This is a genomic window from Campylobacter parajejuni, from assembly GCF_046764905.1.
Classification (GTDB): Bacteria; Campylobacterota; Campylobacteria; order Campylobacterales; family Campylobacteraceae; genus Campylobacter_D.
The window spans coordinates 305,975-325,285 of sequence record NZ_JBKORB010000001.1; the positions used below are offsets into that span (position 1 = coordinate 305,975).

Annotated in this window: 19 protein-coding genes; 14 read left to right on the forward strand and 5 right to left on the reverse strand. The window is 33.4% G+C overall.

The annotated features are described in order from the left end of the window. Nucleotides 1-45: 45 nt before the first annotated feature. A complete protein-coding gene (htrA, locus tag ACLL8X_RS01540) occupies nucleotides 46-1,464 on the reverse strand; it encodes a serine protease HtrA (RefSeq protein ID WP_411989188.1) in 1,419 nt (472 codons plus the stop codon). A 210-nt stretch (nucleotides 1,465-1,674) separates the two neighbouring features. Between htrA and ACLL8X_RS01545 the strand changes: the two genes are divergently transcribed. Genes ACLL8X_RS01545 through ACLL8X_RS01580 form a run of 8 tightly spaced genes read left to right on the forward strand, consistent with a single transcriptional unit; the run spans nucleotide 1,675 to nucleotide 9,363 of the window. Beyond that, nucleotides 1,675-2,571, forward strand: a complete 897-nt coding sequence (locus ACLL8X_RS01545; protein WP_411989189.1) for a DnaJ C-terminal domain-containing protein — start codon at nucleotides 1,675-1,677, stop codon at nucleotides 2,569-2,571. Nucleotides 2,572-2,583: 12 nt separating this feature from the next. Beyond that, nucleotides 2,584-2,955, forward strand: coding sequence for a heat shock protein transcriptional repressor HspR (locus ACLL8X_RS01550; protein WP_411989190.1), 372 nt, complete (start codon nucleotides 2,584-2,586; stop codon nucleotides 2,953-2,955). 6 nt (nucleotides 2,956-2,961) lie between these two features. Then, nucleotides 2,962-4,587 (forward strand): cation:proton antiporter, encoded by a 1,626-nt coding sequence (locus ACLL8X_RS01555; protein ID WP_411989191.1) that lies wholly within the window; start codon nucleotides 2,962-2,964, stop codon nucleotides 4,585-4,587. Between the two features lie 9 nt (nucleotides 4,588-4,596). Further along, nucleotides 4,597-4,929, forward strand: coding sequence for a hypothetical protein (locus tag ACLL8X_RS01560; protein ID WP_411989192.1), 333 nt, complete (start codon nucleotides 4,597-4,599; stop codon nucleotides 4,927-4,929). Next, nucleotides 4,926-5,549 (forward strand): HAD family hydrolase, encoded by a 624-nt coding sequence (locus ACLL8X_RS01565; RefSeq protein ID WP_411989193.1) that lies wholly within the window; start codon nucleotides 4,926-4,928, stop codon nucleotides 5,547-5,549. Before ACLL8X_RS01560 ends, ACLL8X_RS01565 begins: the two co-directional genes overlap by 4 nt. Before the next feature lie 54 nt (nucleotides 5,550-5,603). After that, nucleotides 5,604-7,598 (forward strand): glycine--tRNA ligase subunit beta, encoded by a 1,995-nt coding sequence (glyS, locus tag ACLL8X_RS01570; RefSeq protein ID WP_411989194.1) that lies wholly within the window; start codon nucleotides 5,604-5,606, stop codon nucleotides 7,596-7,598. Further along, nucleotides 7,595-8,416: a peptidoglycan metallopeptidase Pgp3 gene (gene pgp3, locus ACLL8X_RS01575; protein ID WP_411989195.1), complete on the forward strand. Its 822-nt coding sequence runs from the start codon at nucleotides 7,595-7,597 to the stop codon at nucleotides 8,414-8,416. The genes glyS and pgp3 overlap by 4 nt, the downstream gene beginning before the upstream one ends. Beyond that, nucleotides 8,413-9,363 (forward strand): SAM-dependent methyltransferase, encoded by a 951-nt coding sequence (locus ACLL8X_RS01580; protein ID WP_411989196.1) that lies wholly within the window; start codon nucleotides 8,413-8,415, stop codon nucleotides 9,361-9,363. The genes pgp3 and ACLL8X_RS01580 overlap by 4 nt, the downstream gene beginning before the upstream one ends. Here ACLL8X_RS01580 and ACLL8X_RS01585 read toward each other — a convergent pair. Continuing rightward, complete coding sequence (locus tag ACLL8X_RS01585) at nucleotides 9,360-10,334, reverse strand: Ppx/GppA phosphatase family protein (RefSeq protein ID WP_411989197.1); 975 nt, start codon at nucleotides 10,332-10,334, stop codon at nucleotides 9,360-9,362. The genes ACLL8X_RS01580 and ACLL8X_RS01585 overlap by 4 nt on opposite strands. 54 nt (nucleotides 10,335-10,388) lie before the next feature. On the opposite strand from ACLL8X_RS01585, the gene ACLL8X_RS01590 reads away from it, so the two are divergent. From ACLL8X_RS01590 to ACLL8X_RS01615, 6 genes are read left to right on the forward strand one after another with little or no spacing between them, the layout of a single operon-like run. After that, nucleotides 10,389-11,162: a pyridoxine 5'-phosphate synthase gene (locus ACLL8X_RS01590; RefSeq protein ID WP_411989198.1), complete on the forward strand. Its 774-nt coding sequence runs from the start codon at nucleotides 10,389-10,391 to the stop codon at nucleotides 11,160-11,162. Further along, a complete protein-coding gene (gene pdxA, locus ACLL8X_RS01595; RefSeq protein ID WP_411989199.1) occupies nucleotides 11,159-12,328 on the forward strand; it encodes a 4-hydroxythreonine-4-phosphate dehydrogenase in 1,170 nt (389 codons plus the stop codon). The genes ACLL8X_RS01590 and pdxA overlap by 4 nt, the downstream gene beginning before the upstream one ends. A gap of 21 nt (nucleotides 12,329-12,349) precedes the next feature. Next, nucleotides 12,350-13,546 (forward strand): MFS transporter, encoded by a 1,197-nt coding sequence (locus ACLL8X_RS01600; RefSeq protein ID WP_411989200.1) that lies wholly within the window; start codon nucleotides 12,350-12,352, stop codon nucleotides 13,544-13,546. Nucleotides 13,547-13,598: 52 nt separating this feature from the next. Continuing rightward, nucleotides 13,599-13,895, forward strand: a complete 297-nt coding sequence (locus ACLL8X_RS01605) for an invasion antigen CiaC (RefSeq protein WP_411989201.1) — start codon at nucleotides 13,599-13,601, stop codon at nucleotides 13,893-13,895. Next, nucleotides 13,895-14,917: a uroporphyrinogen decarboxylase gene (hemE, locus tag ACLL8X_RS01610; protein WP_411989202.1), complete on the forward strand. Its 1,023-nt coding sequence runs from the start codon at nucleotides 13,895-13,897 to the stop codon at nucleotides 14,915-14,917. The genes ACLL8X_RS01605 and hemE overlap by 1 nt, the downstream gene beginning before the upstream one ends. After that, the gene (locus ACLL8X_RS01615) at nucleotides 14,914-15,816 is read left to right on the forward strand and encodes a radical SAM protein (RefSeq protein ID WP_411989203.1); all 903 of its coding nucleotides are present in this window, start codon (nucleotides 14,914-14,916) and stop codon (nucleotides 15,814-15,816) included. The genes hemE and ACLL8X_RS01615 overlap by 4 nt, the downstream gene beginning before the upstream one ends. On the opposite strand, the gene ACLL8X_RS01620 is transcribed toward ACLL8X_RS01615, so the two are convergent. The 3 genes from ACLL8X_RS01620 to ACLL8X_RS01630 are packed head-to-tail and all read right to left on the reverse strand — an operon-like array spanning nucleotide 15,813 to nucleotide 19,272. Next, entirely contained in the window at nucleotides 15,813-17,006 is a 1,194-nt protein-coding gene (locus tag ACLL8X_RS01620; RefSeq protein WP_411989204.1) for a hypothetical protein, read from the reverse strand. The two genes, ACLL8X_RS01615 and ACLL8X_RS01620, sit on opposite strands and share 4 nt — an antisense overlap. Then, the gene (gene uvrC, locus ACLL8X_RS01625) at nucleotides 17,007-18,803 is read right to left on the reverse strand and encodes an excinuclease ABC subunit UvrC (RefSeq protein ID WP_411989205.1); all 1,797 of its coding nucleotides are present in this window, start codon (nucleotides 18,801-18,803) and stop codon (nucleotides 17,007-17,009) included. Further along, on the reverse strand, nucleotides 18,796-19,272 hold the full coding sequence (locus ACLL8X_RS01630) for a hypothetical protein (RefSeq protein ID WP_411989206.1): 477 nt from the start codon (nucleotides 19,270-19,272) through the stop codon (nucleotides 18,796-18,798). The genes uvrC and ACLL8X_RS01630 overlap by 8 nt, the downstream gene beginning before the upstream one ends. Nucleotides 19,273-19,311: the final 39 nt, after the last annotated feature.

Here is a 19,311-nt window from a genome sequence, read left to right on the forward strand (position 1 = left end):
TAAACTAAAATTTATAACGAAAGGCAATTTCTCCTTTCGTTATTTTTATTTAAGCACAAGCAAGCTTGCAAAACCATTTCTATATACCCAAACTTTAATAAATTCTTTTTTGTTTGCTTGCTTTAAAGCCTGTTCTAAATCTTTTAAATTTTTAACTTCATTTTGCCCAACAGCTATGATAATATCGCCTTCTTTAAAGCCTGAATTTTTTCCCTTACTTTTTTCCTTAACGCTATTGACCAAAACCCCGCTCACATCTCTTGGAATTTGCAAACGCTCCTTAAGTCTTAAATCCAAATCGCTCAAATTTAAGCCTTCAATCAAATCATTTTGTGTAGTTTTGGAATTTTCTTTTTCGCCTTTAAGCGTGAAATTTACCTGCTTATTTTCCCCATCTCTTTCATAGCTTAATGCAATTTTCTGCCCTATTTCTAAAGTTCCTATGTAGTTTTTAAGATCATTTGGACCCTTAATGATTTTATCATTTACCTTAGTTACCAAATCCCCACGCTTAAGCCCTGCTTCATCAGCACTTGAACCTTTTTGCACATCGGTAATCAAAGCTCCTTCTTGATTTTTATAAGCCTTTTTCGTATCGCCCTGTAAAGCCGCAATAGTAACGCCTAAAAATCCCCTATCAATCTTGCCTTTTTCTATAAGTTTTTTGGCTATATCCTTAACCATATTTGAAGGTATGGCAAAGCCTATGCCATTATTTCCACCTCCTCTAGAAAGAATGGCTGAGTTAATCCCTACTAAATACCCACGACTATCAACCAAAGCCCCGCCTGAATTTCCGGGATTAATAGAAGCGTCCGTTTGTATAAAATTTTCATACTGATTTAAACCTATATTGTCTTTATTTAAAGCCGAAATAATCCCACTTGTTACACTAAAACCCACACCAAAAGGATTTCCAAGAGCAAAAACCACATCGCCTTCCATTAAATCATCTGAATTTGTAAAAGTAATAGCCAAAAGATTATTAGCTTCTATTTTAATCACAGCCAAATCTGTTTTTGGGTCTTTGCCTATAAGTTTTGCTTTGTATTCTGTATCACTTCCGGGTAAATTTACCACAATAGTATCCGCATCATCGACCACATGATTATTAGTAACTATATAACCATCTTTTGAGATAATCACACCCGAACCTAAAGAACTTACCACTTCCTTATCGCTTTTTCCTTTTCTTTGCGGAAAATCAAAATCAAAAAATTGCTTAAAATAAGGGTCATTAAAAAAATCATCTAAAGCACTTGGACGATTTGCTCTTGTAATGGTTTTTGAAGTAGAAATATTCACAACAGATTTTCTCGCATCTTTGATAGAATCGTGATAAGAAAGCACCGCATTAGTCTCAGCTGGACTTAGACGAGTGCTTGTTTCATTCGCCTCGCTAAAATTTACATTTGCGGCAAATAAAGCACTTGCCAAACTTAATGATAAAAAAATTTTTTTCATTTTATTTCCTTTTTCAAAAATGATTTTGTAAAATATTTTACTAAGTTCATAGTATAAAACTCAAAATTTAAAAAATTGTAAATAAAACCTTGAGTGATAAAAATTTATAAAACTTGATTGACTTAGGCTAAAGTTTATGTTATAATCCAAACCTTTATAACAAGTAAAATTTTTTCGAAATTTTTAAAGAATACAAGTAAGGATTATAAGATGAATAGTTTATACGAAACTCTTGGAGTGAGTAAAAATGCCAGTGGCGATGAGATTAAAAAAGCGTATCGGCGTTTGGCTAGAAAATACCACCCTGACATCAACAAAGAAAAAGGTGCGGAAGAAAAATTCAAAGAAATCACCGCCGCTTATGAAATTCTAAGCGATGAAAAAAAACGCGCTCAATATGACCAATATGGCGACTCTATGTTCGGCGGACAAAGCTTTCACGATTTTTCAAGAAATGCAGGTGGGGTGGATATTAATGATATACTCAATAATTTATTTAGCGGGGGTTTTGGGGGTGGCTTTGAAAGAAACTTTAGACAGGGCGGTTCTCAAAATCGTTTTAATGGCTTTTCTTCAAGGGGTTTTTTTGAAGAAGAAGATTTAGACCTGCACTCAGAACTTAGCATACCCTTTGAAAAGGCTGTTTTAGGCGGGGAATATAGCTTTAATTTCAGAGGAGAAACTATCAAAATTAAAAAAATTCCCCACGGCATTAAAGACGGAGAAAAATTAAGAGTTCCTAACAAAGGCAAAATGAGTCATAATGGGAGGCGTGGGGACTTGATTGTCGCTGTAAAAATTGAAGAAAGTCCTATTTACACAAGAGAAGATGATGATTTGTATCAAAAGGTTGATATTTCTTTAAAAACCGCTCTTTTTGGTGGTAAAATCACCATAAATACCTTAAAAGAAGGCAAGAAAGAAGCCACTACAAGCATAGCACCCAACTCGAAAAATGGGCAAAAAATTCGTATCAAAGGTTATGGGGTGCAAAACCGCAAAAGCGGAATTTATGGGGATATGTATTTAATTTTAAATGTCATTTTGCCTAATTTAGAAAGTTTTGATGAAAAATTTATAGAACTCTTAAAAGAAAAATTACCTTAAAAAGGAGTAAAAATGGAACACCATTATGATGAACCTGTATATTTAATCAGTGTGGTCGCTAAGGTTTTAAGCATACATCCTCAAACCCTAAGGCAATACGAAAGAGAAGGTTTGATAGAGCCTAACCGCACAGATGGTAAAATCAGGCTGTATTCTCAAAGGGATATTGATAGGATTAAGCTTATATTAAGACTTACTAGGGATATGGGTATTAATTTGGCTGGAGTGGATGTGATTTTAAAACTAAAAAACCAACTCCACGAATTTGAAACTTTAATCGATGAACTGCGTTTAGAGCTTGATAAAAAAAGCAATGGTGGCAATTCAAAGGCTGTGGTTAAACACAAAAATAGCTTTGATTTGATTTTTTATGAGAAAAAATAAAAAAGAATGGATAATTTTTTAGAAATTTTTTTAATCACTGCCGCTATAGCTATTGTTTTAAATGTTATATTCAAAAAATTTGAAATTCCAACTATCATAGGATATATAGCTGCTGGAGAAATTATTTCCGAAATTTATCATTTAAGCGGCAAAGGCGAAATTATCCATATAGCTGAATTTGGAATAGTATTTTTGATGTTTACTATAGGACTTGAATTTTCTTTTAAACACCTTATGGCAATGAAACAAGAAGTTTTTTTAAATGGCTCTTTACAAATGCTTACTTGTGGCTTTGTTTTTATGCTACTTGCCATAGGAATTTTAGGACTTGGGGATAAAAGTGCCACCATAGTAGGTTTTGCATTAGCACTTTCATCAACTGCAGTAGTGCTTAAAATTTTAAATGATAATGGTGATATAAATGAACAATATGGCAGAAAAGCTCTAGGTATTTTGCTTTTTCAAGATATAGCTGTTATTCCTTTGCTTTTACTTGTAGATATCTTTTCATCTAATAATCAAAACATAGAAAAACTTCTTTTCACTACGCTTATCTCAGCACTTATTTTAATCACTTTATTATTTTTCATAGGTAAGTATTTAGTAGATAGAATTTTTAGACTTATTATCCATACTTCTTCGCAAGAAATTTTTATCAGCACTGTTTTATTTATGGTTATTGGAGCAAGTTTTTTAGCAAATTATTTTGGATTTTCTTATTCTTTAGGGGCTTTTATAGCAGGTGCTTTGATAGCAGAAACAAAATATAAACATAAAATCGAAGCGGACTTAATCCCTTTTAGAGACTTGCTTTTGGGACTTTTTTTTATCACTGTGGGTATGCAAATTCAACTTGATGTTGTAGCACAAAATTGGTTTTTAATCCTAGCCTTAACCCTTCTTGTAATGGCTTTAAAATTTGGAATCGTTTTTGGTTTTTTATTTCTTTATACCAAAAAAAGAGTGGCACTAAAAACCGCCTTTTCTATAGCACAAATAGGAGAATTTGCACTAGCAATTTTTGCACTTTTACAAGCAAAAAATATGCTAGATATTAAAACTTCTCAAATTTTAATCGTAGTATCTATTCTAACGATGATTATCACGCCTTTTATTTTAAACAACATAAGAAAAATAACCAATGTCGTAGAAGATATGACCCTTAACACTGACACCCCGCAAAATATTGACAAAAATATTAAATTAAAAGACCATCTTGTTATCTTTGGCTATGGACGCTTAGGGCAAGAAGTGGTGCAAAAAATAAAAAATACGGGTGTGCCTTATTTAGTTTTAGAAAGCGATTTAAATTTAGTAGAACTTGGAGTAAGTCGCGGAGAAAATGTTGTTTTTGCTAATGCTGCTCAAGAAGAAACCTTAAAAATCGCCAATATAGAAGAATGTGCCGTAGCCATCATCACGGTTACTAATGAAGCCAAACTTGAAATGCTTTGTCAAATTCTAGCTAATTATCCAAAGCCCATAGATACGATAATCCACGTTAGTGGGACTTTAAAAAAGTTGCTTTTTTCTAGTATAGATGAAAACATACGCATAGTCCGCTCTGAAAAAGTTATCGCAAGAAATTTAGTCCAAGAAGCCCTAGAATGCAGAATTCATAAAAATACCTAAGGAAAAATTTTGACAAAAAACGAAGAAAAAGCCTTACGCATAAAGTATCTAAGAAAGCTTGAGAAATTTTTTAGTGCGGCTAAGTCTGCACTTAAAAGAGAAGATTTTAATAAGGCTAAATTTGAAGAAAGAATGCTAAAAAATGCTAAATTTTTTGAAAAAGACCCCGCCGTAATACTTAATTCCACTTACGCAAAAAATCTTGAATTTTTTGTCAATGCCTGTCTTAATTTTTCCAAAGAAAAAAACGAACTTTTAGCTCTTGCTAACGCTTTGGATAAGCAAAAAAAACAAGGTGAAAAAAAAGAAAAACATAAAAATTACTTAAAGGATTATGAATGATAAATGTATTTTTTGATATGGATGGGACTTTAATCGATAGTGCCAATGCTATTTCTTGTGCGGTTAATGAGATAAGAGAGAATTTAAATTTGGCTCCACTTTCAAGAGAAGTGATTATGCAAACCATCAACACGCCTCATATAAACTGGGCAAAAGAACTTTATAATATAGATGATTTTCATCATTCTACCTTCAAAGAAGGCTTTGAAAAATATTTTGTAAAGCATTATGAAAAAAGCGTGATTTTATTTGAAGGCGTGAGAGAACTTTTGGATTTTTTAAAGGCAAAGCAATGCTTTTTAGCCATAGCTACAAACGCACCTCAAAGCTCTCTTACTCGCATACTAGAAAAACAAGATATTAAGAGCTATTTTGATAAAATTCTAGGTGTGCAAGTAGGCATAGAACCCAAGCCCCATCCTATGATGCTAAAGCTTTTAAAAAGCGAAGCACCCTATGAAACAAGCCTTTTTATAGGCGATAGCCAAAAGGATGAAGAAGCTGCCAAAAACGCTAATTTGCCCTATTTTCACGCTAAATGGTATGCCACCACTTCCTTAAAAGCTAATGAATTTAGCAATGCAAATGAACTTAAGGGCTTTTTAGAAAAATATTTATAAGTTTTTTAATGAACTTAAGCTAAAATGACAAATCAATTTTTAAAAGAGTAAATAATGAGTGAATTATTAATAGAAATCGGCACAGAAGAATTACCCGCTATTGCTTTATTAAAAGAGTTAGCGAACATAGAAAAAAAATGGAAAAGTATTTTAGAAGAATATCGCTTAAAAAGTGATTTTAGCTTTTATTACACTCCACGCCGTTTGGTTTTTTTCCACAAGAATTTCCCCTTAAAGCAAGAAGATAGCTTTGCTGAGTTTGTAGGAGCGCCCAAAAATGTCGCGTATAAAGACGGAATTTTAACTCCAGCAGGATTAAGTTTTTTGCAAAAAGCAGGTATTGATGAAAGCGAACTTGGTTTTAAGCAAATCAAAGGCAAAGAAGTTTTATACCATCAAAAAGCCATTAAAGGTTTGCGAAGCCAAGAGCTTTTGGGTGAAATGATAAAGAAAGTTCTAAAAAATCTTAGTTTTGGCAAAAGTATGCGTTGGGGGGCGAATTCTTTCGAATTTATCCGTGCTATCCGCTCTTTAACTTGTATTTTAAATAATGATTTAATCGCTTTTGAAGCTTATGGAGTTAAAAGTGCTAAAAAAACCTTCGTGCATAGAAGCGTGAGCTATGATTTAAAGGATTTTAATAATGCACAAGAATATTTTGAACTCTTGGAGAAAAATTACATCATTTTAGACCCACTCAAAAGAAAAGAAAAAATTCTCAAACAATTTAAAGAACTAGAAAAACAAAACAATATACAAATTACAGAAGATGAAGAGCTTTTAGCCGAAGTAGTTGCCATCACAGAATATCCTAATGCACTTTTAGGGAGTTTTGAAGAAGAATTTTTAGAACTTCCTAGCGAGGTAATTATCACTTCTATGAGAGAAAATCAACGCTATTTTGCCGTTTTTAATAACAAAGCTTTAAGCAATCATTTTATCTTAGTAAGCAATGCAGTATGCAAAGACTACTCAAAAATCATACACGGAAATGAAAGGGTTTTACGAGCAAGATTAAGCGATGCTATGTTTTTTTATCAAAATGATTTACAAAGTGGCTTAAAGCCTGAAAAACTTGCCAAAATGACCTATATGGAAGGCTTAGGCACAATGCAAGATAAAAGCTTAAGAGAACTTAAAATCGCAGAGTTTTTATGTGAGCTTTTTGAAAATAAGGATATAAAAAATATTTCTAAAGCCACTCAATTTGCTAAGGCGGACTTAGGGACGCAAATGGTTTATGAATTTACGAATTTACAAGGCATTATGGGGAGCTATTACGCTCAAAAAATGGGCTTTGAACCTGAAATTTGTTTAGCCATAAAAGAACAATACCTACCCAACGCAGAACAAGCCCCACTTCCAAGCACAGAATTTTCAAGCATAGTAGCCCTTGCGAACAAGCTTGACACTCTTATGGGGCTTTTTAGCATAGGAAAAATTCCAAGCGGGACAAAAGACCCTTACGCCCTAAGACGCTCTGCAAATGGAATCATAAAAATCATTTTAAATTTAAACAAAAAATGCGATATTAAAGCCTTGCTAGAAAAACTTTCAAGCCTTTATAAAAGCTTTGATATACAAGCTTTGAAAGATTTTATTTTTGAAAGATTATACACCCTTTATGAGGTAAATGCCTCTTTTATCAAAGCGGTTTTAAGCTCCAAAAACACAGACCTTATTCACATCAATCAAAGCGTCAATGCCCTTATAAAACTTAGCAAAAAAGATAATTTTAGTGAAAATTTTGCCACCTTTAAAAGACTGGCTAATATCGCTAACAAAACAACTCACAAGGTCGATGAAGCACTTTTTACTCAAGAAGAAGAAAGCAAACTTTACAAAGCTTTTAAGGAAAAAATCAAAACCCCTTGCTTAGAAGAAAAGCTTGAAAATCTTTTCGCACTCAAGCCCTTTATTGATGAATTTTTTGATAAGGTGATGATAAATGCCGATGATGAAAAACTTAAAAACAACCGTCAGGCTCTAGTTTATGAAATTTACGCAGAGTTTTTAAAGATTGCTGATATTAAAGAGTTGAGCCTATGAAAGCTTTTTGGCTTTTTTTAAGCCTTACTCTTGGGCTTTTTGGCACTCAAAATTTAGAACTTGTCAAAGGTCAAGCCTTATTTTTAGAGCTAGATAAGAAAGATTTTCTAGCCTTAAAAAATAAGGATAAAAACATCCCTACTTTTACCCACCCTAAAAACAAAGAAAAAATTATAGCCATCTTTTCTTTGCCCTATAAAAATCCCCCGCAAAATACCAAACTTAGCCTATTTTACAAAGATAAAAAAGAAGAAATTTTTATAAAAACTTTAGAGGGTAATTATAAAAGTGAAAAATTAAATGTTGAAAACAAAAAAATTTTTCCACCCAAAGCAGTGCAAGAACGCATTGCTAAAGAATTAAAAGAAGCCAATGAGCTTTATAGTTCTTACACTCCGCAAGCTTTATTTAAGGGTGCTTTCAATGTGCCTTTAAATTCTTTTATCACAAGTGATTTTGGTAAGGCAAGAACTTTTAATGAAAAAGTAGCGAGTTATCATAGCGGAACAGACTTTAGAGCAGCTAGTGGAACACCCATTAAAGCCGCAAATTCAGGCATAGTGAAAATCGCAAAAAATCGCTATTTTGCAGGAAATTCAGTGATAATCGACCACGGCTTTGGCATTTACTCGCAGTATTATCATCTTTCAAAAATTGATGTCAAAGTAGGACAAAGGGTTCAAAAGGGTCAAATTCTAGGACTTAGCGGAGCCACAGGCAGAGTAAGCGGACCGCATTTGCATTTTGGAATTTTTGCGGGTGGCAAGCAAATTGACCCCTTAGACTTTATCACTAAATTTAACGCCCTTTTTCAATGAAATTTAGCGAATTTTCTCATTCTTGGTTGGTTGAAAATTACTATAAAAACGCTGTAAATATAGGTAAGAGTGGGGATTTTTTCACTGCTGTGAGTGTGGGAAATCTTTTTGGAACGCTTTTGGCAAAACATTTTTTAACCCTAATCGATGAAAAAATCCTATCCCTACCCGTGCAAATTGTAGAAATAGGAGCTAATGAAGGCTACTTAAGCCGTGATTTTTTATCTGCCTTGCTTGATTTTAGACCTGAAATTTTTTCTTCTCTTTCTTTTTTTATCATAGAACCACACGAGAAATTAAGAGCCTTGCAAAAAAAGAACTTAGAAGGAGTGGAATTTAGCCACAAAACTAGCTTAAAAGAATGCCATTTTAAAAACGCCTTTTTCTTCTGCAATGAGCTTTTTGATAGCTTTGCTTGTGAGCTGATTGATGGGGATAAAATGGCTTTTGTTGAGAATTTTAAAATGTTTTTTAAGCCCATAGATAAAAAGCTTTTTGAAGAATGTAATCGCTTAGGGCTTACAAAAGGAGAATATTCTCCCCAGCTTAAACTTTTTTTTAATGAGCTTAATCTTGCTTGTGAAAAATTTGTCTTTGCGGCTTTTGATTATGGGCTTTTAAACCCACAACAATTTAGCCTAAGAATTTATAAAAAACACGAAGTTTTTAGCCCCTTTGAAGTGTCTTTGAAGGATTTTTTTGGCAAGAGTGATTTGACTTATAATGTAAATTTTACCCATATTAAACAGCTTATAAAGGAGCTTGATTTTAAACTTTTAGCCTTTGAAAAACAAAGCAAGGCTTTGATTGATTTTGGTTTTGAAAAATTATTAGAATACACAAAAAACAAGAATTTAAAAAGCTATGAGAATTTCCTTAGGCAAAGTAAAATTTTGTTTTTTAATTTCGATGAAAAATTCCACTTTTTTGAATTTCAAAAGGGCTAAAAGCTTATATTTTTAGCACTTGCCAAACAAAGCCCTTCTCTTAAACCTTCATCCATCACCAAAAGTCTCTGTTTGTCAAACAAAGCATAAAAAAGCAAACAACCTGCACTTAAATAATTCTTTCGCATTTTACCCACTTCTTTTATGGCTTTACTCTCATTCATATAAAAAAGCTTCATAGCATAATGTAAAAAATCCCTAGAACAAAGCCTTTTACCATTGACCTTAGCTGCCTCGTATTTTTCATAGCTTAAATTTTGCTTTAAAGCACTAAGAGTTGTAGGAACCCCTGAGTTTAAAACCACTATCTTAACCCCCAAACGCTTGAGTTCTTTTTTTATATTCTCTACCTCATCAAAGGCTTTAAAAGCTAAATTTTTTAAGCAAGGATTTGTGATTAAAAAATGAATTTTAAGTTTTTTGTCCTTGATTTTTGCGATAAATTGAGGATATTTTTTTAAAATTTTCTTATAAGAGCTAGGATTTTTGGAAGGATAACGCTCATTTTTTTCATAAAAACTAATGATGCCAAAATCAAAACTTTTAAAACTTTTCCCAAAAGAAAGCTCACAAGAAGCCCCACCCAAATCACAATACGCAAACTCTCCCCAAATTTTCAGCCTTTTTAAGCCCATTTGCATACCCAAAACACTAAGCCTTGCCTCACTCTTAGCACTTATAAGCTCGATTTTAATCCCAAATTCTTTTTTTAACTCAGCAAAAATCGCATTTGTATTGCTAGCCTTTCTAAAAGCCGCTGTGGCTACGGCTCTTGCTTTGCTTAAATCTTGCTCCCTAGCCAAAACACCAAAAGCTTCTTTTAATCTTCGTATGGCTCCTTTAGAAATATCCCCGCTGTGATTTAGCCCCCTTGCCGCACCAATGATAAATTCATATTCTTTTAATTTATTCAACTTCTCATCCATTTGCACCGCTCTTAAAGTATTTGAGCCCAAATCAATTCCTAACATCGTTTTCCTTATGTGTTTTGTAGTATAATAGCGAAAAAATTCTAAAGGAAAAATATGCTTTTAGGTGTAAATATAGACCACATCGCAATCTTAAGACAAGCAAGGAAGGTCAATGACCCTGAGCTTTTAGAAGCTGCTTTTATAGCAGCCCAATTTGGCGACCAAATCACCCTACACATACGAGAGGACCGCCGCCACGCTCAAGATTTTGATTTAGAAAACATACTACGCTTTTGCAAAAGTCCTGTTAATCTAGAATGCGCTTGCAATGAAGAAATTTTAAATTTAGCCTTAAGACTAAAACCCCACCGCGTTAGCTTAGTGCCTGAAAAAAGAGAAGAACTTACCACAGAAGGGGGGCTTAATCTTAATCACGCCGCACTTAAACCAAGTATAGAAAGGCTTCAAAATGCCAATATCGAAGTTTCGCTTTTTATAAATCCCAGCTTAGAAGACATAGAAAAAGCTCACGAATTAAAAGCCGATTTTATAGAGCTTCACACAGGAGTTTATGCCAATTTACACAACGCTCTTTTTAGCAATATCTCTCATACTGCCTTTGCATTAAAAGAATTTAATTTAAGCAAAAAAGAGCTTGAAGAAAAATTAGCCGAAGAACTAGCTAGGCTTGAATTTTGTGCTAAAAAAGGAGTGAATTTAGGACTAAAAGTCGCCGCAGGACACGGGCTAAATTACAAAAATGTAAAACAAATTGTAAAAATCCAAGAAATTTGTGAATTAAACATAGGACAAAGCATAGTAGCAAGAGCTATTTTTGTAGGACTTAGCAAGGCTATCTTAGAGATGAAAGAGCTGCTTAAAAGATGAAAAAACTAGCTATTAGCATAGGCGATATTAACGGCATAGGGCTTGAGCTTTTGGTGCGTTCCCATAAAGAGCTTTGTAAGAGCTGTGAGCCTTATTATTTTTTACACGAAAATTTACTCCATCAGGGCTTAAGGCTTTTGAATTTAGAGCTTGAAAATGCGAATTTAGTTTTTTTTAAACGCTCTTTAAACTACGCTTTTAAAGAAATCCGCCCCAAAGTCTTTGAATTTAACGCCCCCCTATCCTTTGAAGTGGAAAATGATTTTGACATCAAAGCAGGAAAAATAGACGCTAAAAGCGGTCTTTATGCTTTTTTAAGCTTTGAAGCGGCAACGCATTTTGTAGCAACTTGTCACGCAAACGCTCTTATTACCCTACCCATACACAAAAAAGCTTGGCAGCTTGGTGGAGTAGCTTTTAAGGGACATACGCATTTTTTGGGGCATTTTTTCAAAAAAGAAGCCATTATGATGCTAGGTTGTAAAGAGCTTTTTGTGGGACTTTTTACCGAGCATATTCCTTTAAATAGCGTTTCAAAACGCATTGAATTTAAAGCTTTGAGTCGTTTTTTGATTCATTTTCACTTGCAAAGTGGCTTTAAAAAAATAGGACTTTTAGGCTTTAATCCTCACGCTTCAGATTATGGAGTTATAGGGGGCAAGGAAGAAAAAATTATGCAAAAAGCTCTTGATTTTGCTAATGCCTTTTTAGCCTTTCTTCGCTCTAAAAAAAGCGTGCAAAATGCCTTTTTAACTGAGCTTAAACTCCCTTTTAAAAGCCTTTTAGAAAGAGCTTTAAAGGATGAAAAAATCGCCCAAGCCTTGCTTTTAGCCTTTAAGGCAGATAAACCCTATTTGAGTGAAATTTTAATCGCCGATACCGCCTTTACCAAGACTTCTTTAAAAAATTGCAAACGGCTTGTAGCGATGTATCACGACCTAGCCCTAGCACCGCTTAAGGCTTTGTATTTTGAAAAGAGCATTAATGTAAGCTTAAATTTACCCATCATTCGCACCAGTGTAGATCACGGCACAGCCTTTGACAAGGCTTATAAAAATGCTAAAATCAGCACGAAAAGCTATTTAGAAGCCGTGCGTTTTGCCCTAAAAATGACAAATCCCCCCCCCCTAGCCCACTCCACAAAATTTAAATTCAATCAAACTTAAAAATATTTAAAAAGGATAAAAATGGAAAATTACAAAAAAGCGGTTTTTGCTTTGGCTCTTAGTGCCTTTGCCTTAGGTGTTACGGAATTTGTGATGGCAGGAGTTTTAGTCGATGTGCAAAATTATTTTGGTGTGAGTGCGAAGAGTGCGGGTTATCTCACTACACTTTATGCCATTGGCGTTGTCATAGGCGCACCCCTTGCTACCATACCCCTTAGCCATTTTTACCGCCACACCCAGCTTTTAATCAATTTAGGCGTTTTTGCCTTAGCGAATTTACTCATCTTTTTTAGCGATAATTTCGCCCTAACAGCCCTAGCGCGTTTTATCGCAGGTATGGGACACGGGGTGTTTTTTGTCATCTCAACTTTGGCTATAAATATCATAGTGCCTAGCCATAAACGCTCCTATGCTCTAGCCATACTCTTTACAGGGCTTACTGTGGCACTAGTTACAGGCGTTCCGCTTGGTAGCTTTATAGGGCATTATTTTGGCTTTAAATTTATATTTTTGCTGATTTTTTTCATCGCTCTAGCTGCATTTTTAGGAATTTTTTATATGATGCCAAGAACTATGAATCCTAGTCCTACTAGCCTAAAAAGCCTTATACCTGCCTTTTCTCATCCTAATCTGCTTAAAACTTACATTATCACCATTTGCTCTTGTGGGGCGATGTTTGCACTTTATACTTATGTCCAAGAACTGCTTGTTAATGTGAGTGGTTTTAGGGTGCAAGATAGTGCTGCTATCTTGCTTTTATATGGAATTTGTGCGATTTTTGGAAATTTATGGGGCGGAAAAATGGTCGAAAAATTCGGTGCTATAATGTCTTTAAGGGTGATTTTAAGTGCTGAAATTCTTAGCTTTTTGTGCGTTTTTATCACTATGAATTCAAAAGTTTTAATAGTCATTAACCTAGCCTTTGTGGGATTTTTTGGTTTTTCGGCTATTTCAGCACTTAAAATTCTAAGCCTTGCTAAGGCTAAAAGACACAGCTTTAGCTTCATCGATAGCACTATAAGCGTCAATGAAGCCGCCTTTAATGTAGGCATAGCCTTAGCTAGTTTTTTTGGCGGGTTGGTTTTGAGCTCTTTTGGAGTGGAATTTAATGCTATTTTTGCGGCTTTGTTTTTAAGTCCTGCTTTGATTTTAACCCTACTTTTTGCAAAAGATAAGATAAATTATCAAAAATTGAATCGAAAAAAGGCAAAAACCTAAAAAATGGAATAGAAATTGCTTATTTTAAATCAAATCAAACAAAGGAGAAAAAATGCTAGTTGAACAAACTCAAAAAACATCAAACCCAGTCTTTAGCACCAAGCTTAAAGAAAAAAACACTTCAGCGGACGAATTTCAAGCAGCCTTAAACGAAGTGAAAAACAAAGAAGAAAAAATAAGTCAGGATAATTTTAGCAATGAAGATTTAAATCTTAGTGCTGTTAGGGAAGACTTTAGAACTTATGCTTGGCAAAAAATGAGAGAAGATACATACAAAAAAAACGAAGAGACCTTGCTTAACAAGCTTTTTGCTACAATTGATGCGGGAAATGGGGTAAAAGGACAATAATGATTTTTATCGATGCTTGCTTTAAAAAACCCACACCCTATACTCCTATTTGGATGATGCGTCAAGCAGGAAGGTATTTGAGCGAATATATGGAAGTAAGAAAACAAGCGGGGGATTTTCTCTCTTTATGCAAAGACTACAAAAAGGCTTCGCAAGTTTCTTTACAGCCTGTTGATATTTTAGATGTTGATGCGGCAATTATTTTTTCAGATATTTTAGTTGTTCCGCTTGAAATGGGTATGAATTTGCGTTTTGAAAAAGGAGAAGGACCTGTTTTTGATAATCCTATTACAAGCTTAGAAGACTTAGAAAAACTTGATGATTACAGAGCTTATAAAAAATTATCTTATGTCTATGATGCCCTAAAGCTTACTAGGGAAAAATTATCTCAAAATAAAGCTTTAATAGGCTTTTGCGGAAGTCCTTGGACCATAGCTACTTATATGATAGAAGGAAGTGGCAGCAAAAATTACGCAAAATGCAAAAAAATGCTTTATCAAAATCCAGAACTTTTACACAAAATTCTAAACAAACTTACCGGGGTTTTAAAGCTTTATTTAGAAGAGCAAATCAAAGCGGGTGCTAATGCTGTGCAAATTTTTGATAGTTGGGCAAGTGCTTTAGAATATGATAAATTCTTTGAATTTTCTTTTAATTATATGCTAGAAATCTCTAATTTTATTAAGGATAAATACCCTAATATACCCGTGATTTTATTTCCTAAAGGCATTAGTGCTTATTTGGATAAAATAGGTGGAAATTTTGATGTTTTTGGGGTAGATTGGAGCACTCCACTTGAGTTAGCACGCGATAAATTAGCCCATAAATACACCCTTCAAGGCAATATGGAGCCTTGCAGACTTTATAATAAAAACGCCATTAAAGAAGCTGTGGAAAAAATCTTAAAAATTATGCAAGATAAAGCCCATATTTTCAACCTAGGACACGGAATTTTGCCCGATATTCCTGTTGAAAATGCAAAATATTTTATCAAGCTTGTAAAAGAAAGCTCAGCTAGATGAAAATTCTCTTTGGACCTGTAAGCTCAAGACGCTTTGGAAGGTCTTTAGGCATAGATTTAAGTCCTAGCAAAAAACAATGCAATTTTGATTGTGTTTATTGTGAGCTTGAAGCTAAAAAAACTCAAGAAAAACAAGATGAAGTCATTGGTGTTGAGCAAATTTTAAGCGAAGTAGAAGCGGTGCTTAAAAAAAATATAGCCTTTGACTTTCTTACACTTACAGCCAATGGAGAACCTAGCCTTTATCCTTATTTAGATGAATTAATAACCTCCTTACGCAAGCTAGCTAAGGGTAAAAAATTACTCATTCTAAGCAACGGCACAGCGGTGTTAAATCAAGATAAATTTAAGGCTTTGCTTAATTTAGATGTTGTTAAATTCAGTCTAGATAGTGCCATAGCCAAAACTTTTTACCGCATTGATAGGGCTTTAAAGAGCATAGATTTGGAAAAAATGATAGAAAAAATGGCAGAATTTAGAGTGCAGTTTAAGGGAGCTTTGATTATGGAAATCCTTGTTGTTAAGGACCTTAACGATAATGAAGCTGAATTTAAAGCACTGAATAAGGCTCTAAAAAAAATAAAGCCTCTAAGAGTGGATTTAAGCACCCTAGACCGCCCCCCAGCCTATGCGGTTAAAAAGGTAAGCGAAGAAAAACTTTTAGAACTTTCCAAACTCATAACTTGCACTCCCGTGCTTTTGGCTAAAAGGCATTATGAAGGCGAAAAATTAAGCCTTGATGAAGAAGAATTATTAAAAATGCTTCATTTACGCTCTCAAAGCGAATTAGACATCGAAGCAAAATGGGACGAGAAATCTAAAATTCTTCTAAATGAGTTGATTAAAGAAAAAAAGGTTAGAATTCTTAATTTAGCTGGGGTTAAATTTTACAAAGCTTAAGCTTTTGGCAAATATTTTCTAAGCAAGGCTATGAGTTCATTTTTACTCACATCGCCTAAAACTTCACTCACACAATCAAAATCCCTAAGCTTTTCCTTAGAAAAAAAGATAATATGACTTTGGGGGTGTTGTTTTTTATAAGCACTGAGTAAATTTCTCATTTGTTCAAGGTCAAATTTAATGAGTTCATAATCAAGCAAAATCAAACGGTAAGTTTGCTTGGCTAATTCTTGTTTTAACTGGGTAAAAGAATTGATACATATATTTTTATCGCATTGCTTTTCTATGATATTAAAAAATAAGTTCGCATCAAAATCATTTTGCTTAAACAGCAATACATTATTTTGATAAGGGGTTTTAAATTTCAAAGCACAAAGCTTATCAAGCTTAGTTCTTAAAATATTTTCAAGCTCTTTTTTCTCAAAAGGCAGGGTTAAAAAATACTCATAATGTGTATTTTTATGACGAGTAATAACTATAAAATCATAATTTTTCTTCATATTTTCTAAGATTTTATCCTTGACAAAAACCAAATGAAAATCATTCACATCAAAACTTAAATTCTTAAAACAAGTGCTTTCTACTCCAAAATAAGAAAGTAAATTCGCAAGTAAAAAACTCTCAAGCTCATCGTTACTCACTATCGCTACACTCGCTTCAAACCTTAAAACCTTGCCCTTAGATGTCCCTATAATGCTTTTATGATGCTCTAAAGCCTGATTTAACTCCAGTCTAATCTGCTCTTTTTGGGAATTTAAAGCGTTTAAAATCAAAGTATTTATTTCTTTATCATAAGTCTCATTTAAGCAACGCATCGCATCGGCTATATTTCCTAATTGGTATAAATTTTCTTCCAGCAAATGCAGATATTTATCTTTTTCGTGGGAAATTTTAGTCCAATTTTGCCCCATATTTTCCAATTTTTCTTTCAACAAATCAAGCACATCATTAAGCTCACTCTTTTTCTCAAAATTCAAAAAATCATTTTGCATAGAAAAAATTTTTTGATGAATTTTTCTTGTGTTTTTATTTCGTTTAAAAGAGCTAATCAAAAGCGTTAAAGATAAAATAAAAATACTAGCAAATAAAACTAGCTTTAATTGCTCAAGCCTCTCATCAAGCTTTGAAATATCAATGCTTAAATAAGCCAAAATGACATTAAAAACAAAAATTATCCCCGCTAATAACAATCAATTTTCCTTTATTTTTTGCGTTATTTTCTTACCCACAAGCATTACAAGCTCTTCAAAATCGGCTTTGTGTATATTTTCAAAACTTCCATAATACGCCAAAAGCTTTTGCACGGCTCCTGCACTAAGCCCTAAATTCATTAGCTTAGAACTTGTTAAATCTTGTTTTTTCTTGGTATTTTGATGAAAGCTGATGGCAAAACGGTGCGCTTCATCTCTTAATTTTTGTAAGAATTGTAATTTCTTATCGTTAATACTTAGAGCAAATTCTCCTTTTATGGAGTGAATTTTGTCTTTAGCTCCCCCTTTAGCCCTATGTGCTTTTGCATCGATTTTTTCTTTTGAAATAGCCAAAACATCGACATTAGCCCCGCTACTTAAAATAATTTCTCTTGCCAAATCAAGCAAAGCCTTTCCCCCATCTATAAGCCATAAATCAGGGGGCTGGGTTTTATCAAATTTCAAAGCCCTACGCGTTAAAACTTCACGCATTTGCTCATAGTCATTTTTATATTTTAAATGAAATTTACGGTAAGCCGACTTATCCCAAGCATTGATTTTATAAACAACCATAGCTCCGACCTTTGCCACACCTTGTAAATGAGAATTGTCAAAAATTTCTATATAATTTGGCAAATTTTCAAGCTCAAAATAAGCTTTCAATTCTTCTTGTATATTAGAAGTTTTTTGCTCTTTTTTGATATTTAAAAGTGCATTGTGAAAAGCCAAATCGCAAATTCTTCTTTTTTCTCCTATTTTTGGCGTTTTAATGCGGATTTTCTTTTTAAATCTTTGGCTTAAAATTTCTTCCAAAAGCCCCCTATCTTCAAATTCCTCATACACATAAATCGAGTTTGCAAGCAAGGGAATATCTATGCTAAAATTTTCCAAAATAAGCTGTTTGTAAATCTCATTTTTATCCCATCCCGCATCGTTTTTGATAGGAGTGATTTTGGAATTGACACTGATGATTTTTCCATTTTGCACCACAAAACGCAAAGTTGAAAGCATAGAATTTTCAAAAGCCAAAGCAAAAACTTCAAAATCCTCTAATCTTGCAATATCTATCTCAATTTTAACCTCCAAATCCCTAATCGTTGCGATTTTATCCCTTAACTTTGCTGCTTCTTCGTAATTTTCATTTTGTGCCAAAGCAAGCATTTGTTTTTCTAAATTTTTAATCAAAATGCTAGGATTTAAAAGTGCGTGGGTAGCCTTAGTTAAAATTTCACTATATTTTTCCTTGCTAAGGCTCTTATTACAAGGTGCAAGACAACGAGAAATTTGATGAAAAATACAAGGACTCTTGCAGTTTGCTTTTTGCTTTAAGGGATAATGCAAATAAAGTGCGTCTAAAAGTTCTCTTGCACCCTTAAAAAAGGGTCCAAAATATTTAATTTTGTTTTTTTTCACTAATTTTCTAGTGATTTCAAAACGCGGAAAATCTTCTTCAAAATCCACATAAATATAAGGATAAGTCTTATCATCTCTTAATAAAATATTGTATTTTGGATTAAGCTGCTTGATAAAAGAATTTTCCAAAATCAAAGCATCAGCTTCTGAATTTGTAGTGATAAATTCCAAATGGGTCGTTTCTTCAATCATTTTTTGAATTCTTAAAGATGTCCTTGGATTAGCGTGCAAATAAGGAGTGAAAGCAAAATAAGATTTAACGCGATTTTTAAGGTTTTTAGCCTTGCCTACATACAAAAGCTTTCCTTCTTGGTTAAAATACTGATACACCCCAGCACTATTAGGAAGGCTTTTTAGCTCATTTTCTAAGATATTTTTAGGCAAGACTTGAGCCTTTTTTGATAAGCTCTCTTAACTTTTCAAATTTTTCAAACAAAATTTCATCTTCAAAGCAATTTTTAAATTCCCCCTTAGAAAGCTCTATATAGGGCTTTTTAGGGGGCTTTTCCTCATTTTTATTTGCTTTAAGGCTGTATCTTTGAGAAAAAATTCTAAGCTCTTTTATGGAAACAAATTCACTTAAAGGATATTTTTGTCCATACGCTTTTATGAGAACTTTAATATAAGTTTTGCTATCATCATGGTTTAGTTCTTGATAAGCTGCTGGATGTAAGGTTATGATGTTTAAAATATGATTTTTTACATAAATTTTAGCAATCAAGCGTTGTTTAGCAGGGGGGAAAGAATTTAAAAAATCTTTACAAAAAAATAAGCTTTTTAAAGGTTTATAATGGGGTTTATCCATCAATTCATTAATAACAGCACTAGCGTTTTTAATCGTCTTTTTTCTCATAAGGTGATTTTAGCATTTCTTTTCTTAATTTTCTTGTGG